Here is a 2,010-nt window from a genome sequence, read left to right on the forward strand (position 1 = left end):
GGAGTTCAGACGAATTTCCGAGAAAGAATTTACCCTATTGTGGAAGCAGCGCTCGAAGTAATTGGCGCCGGGGTCCTCACTACCGTTCAAGACCTCGGTCGTGACGGTCACTGGGCTTCAGGCATTTCAAGGGGGGGGGCAAACGACCCCAATTGTTTAAGACTCGCGAATCATATTGTTGGTAATTCACAAGACATGGCCGGTCTCGAAATTACTGCTGTCGGCCCAACTCTAAAATTTGGAATTGCCTCTTGTATTTGCCTCTGTGGCGCGCCGATCACTATTCATAGTGGTAAGGATAAAAATCAAATGTTGTTATTCCCGTCTCGGAGACCTGTGTTTATAAAAAAGGGAACTGTAATAAGGTTTGGCTCTGTCCTAGGCGGATTTCGGACGTGGATGGCTATTGCAGGTGGAATTTACTCAAGGAAGGTTTTAGGTAGTCAGAGTGCTCATATTGCTGCGAACCTCGTTCCTTTAAAGATCGAAAAAGACAGTCATCTGTCGCTGGGTTCGGTGGAGTATGACCTAGTCACTTTGTTTCATAAGACCTTTGAAAAAAGTTCTTTAGCTGGCACCTCCCAGAACATTGATGAACTTCTTTCTGCTTATCCCCAAGAGCTTGTTTTTCCGCCTTGGTTCGTGCCAGACGGCGATTTGAGGAAAAATAGCCAGGTTATTGAGGTCTCCGTTCTTCCAGGAAGACACTTCAATATGCTCTCCAAAAGCGTTCAGGGGAGGGTATTTGAGTCTGTGTGGACTGTGAGTTCAAGAAGTAATCGGCAGGGATTGTTATTAGAGGGGGAAGCTCTGCCAACATCAGGAATGCGAAATATTAAGAGTGAGCCTGTTCGATTTGGAACTGTGCAACTTCCACCATCAGGTCATCCGATCATTCTGGGAGTAGAACATCAAACCACAGGGGGTTACCCCAGAATTTTAGAGGTCATAGGCGCCGAACGATCTGTGCTAGCGCAGTTAGGTCCGGGAACAAAAATTACATTCAAACCAGTCACTCTTGATTTTGCCGTTCAAAAGTTTCAGGATGTTAGACAAGAACTTAAACAAAACCTGAAAGCAGTTTCTCTAAAGACTGGTAATTACATACCTAAGTAGGCCTCTTGAATTTTTGGGTTGTCATGAAGATCAATACTTAAACCAGAAATGGCAACTTTCCCACTTTCAATAACGTAGGATCGTTTTGATATTTCGAGCGCGGTAAATACATCTTGTTCAACGAGCAATATTGTCAGGCCATCTCGATTCAACTGGCAAAGAGCCTCTACCAACTGATCGACTGCCTTGGGGGCGAGTCCAAGAGATAACTCGTCGATGATGAGCAACTTCGGCTTAGACATAAGTCCACGTCCGATTGCGCACATTTGTTGCTCACCTCCAGAAAGCGTGGAAGCGTCTTGCTGATGCCGCTCTTTGAGTCTCGGAAAAATCCCATAAATGAAATCCAGATCACGCTTAATTTCAGATTTGCTGGATTCTCTTGTATAAGAGCCAATAAGTAGATTGTCCTCAACAGAGAGTCCTTTGAAGAGACGCCTCCCTTCAGGGACATGCGCAATTCCCTCTGCAAGCACCGCTTTAGGATTTAGGCCTGAGATGGTCTTCCCTTCAAAGGTAATCGTCCCACCCGAACTAGGAATTAGGCCGGAGATTGTTCTCATGAGGGTGCTTTTCCCTGCCCCGTTAGAGCCTATGACCGCAGTGATCTCCCCCGAATAGACTTCGAGGCTTACTCCCCAGAGAATCTGCACGTCACCATAACCTGCCTCAAGGCTTTCAATTTTCATTAAGGAACGACTACTCATGGAGACTATCCTTAATGAATAGTTTTTTCTCGGTAAATTTTGATCCTAGGTAGGCCTCAATAACTTTAGGATCATTCACGACGTCTAGGGGATTTCCTTGGCTAATGAGTTCCCCGTGATGTAAGACTAAAATTCGATTCGACAGGGAGAGAACAACTTTCATGAGATGTTCAATGATGAGTATTGT

The 2,010-nt window shown here is 45.3% G+C and carries 3 protein-coding genes; 1 reads left to right on the top strand and 2 read right to left on the bottom strand.

All coding sequences use genetic code 11. The features are described from left to right. Window positions 1-1,116 (top strand): hypothetical protein (locus tag EBR25_13470; protein ID NBW41991.1); only part of this gene is annotated, 1,116 nt, incomplete at its 5' end. Here EBR25_13470 and EBR25_13475 read toward each other — a convergent pair. Both EBR25_13475 and EBR25_13480 read right to left on the bottom strand, forming a co-directional pair. Beyond that, entirely contained in the window at window positions 1,101-1,823 is a 723-nt protein-coding gene (locus tag EBR25_13475; GenBank protein ID NBW41992.1) for an ABC transporter ATP-binding protein, read from the bottom strand. The genes EBR25_13470 and EBR25_13475 overlap by 16 nt on opposite strands. Continuing rightward, window positions 1,816-2,010, bottom strand: a 195-nt coding sequence (locus EBR25_13480) for a hypothetical protein (protein NBW41993.1), incomplete at its 5' end; no start/stop codon positions are given. The genes EBR25_13475 and EBR25_13480, both read right to left, overlap by 8 nt.

Source organism: bacterium (assembly GCA_009926305.1).
GTDB lineage: Bacteria > Bdellovibrionota_C > UBA2361 > UBA2361 > RFPC01 > RFPC01.

Coding starts and splice junctions, on each gene's coding strand:
- EBR25_13475 (NBW41992.1), bottom strand. CDS start 1,823: ATGAGTAGTCGTTCCTTAATGAAAATTGAAAGCCTTGAGGCAGGTTAT.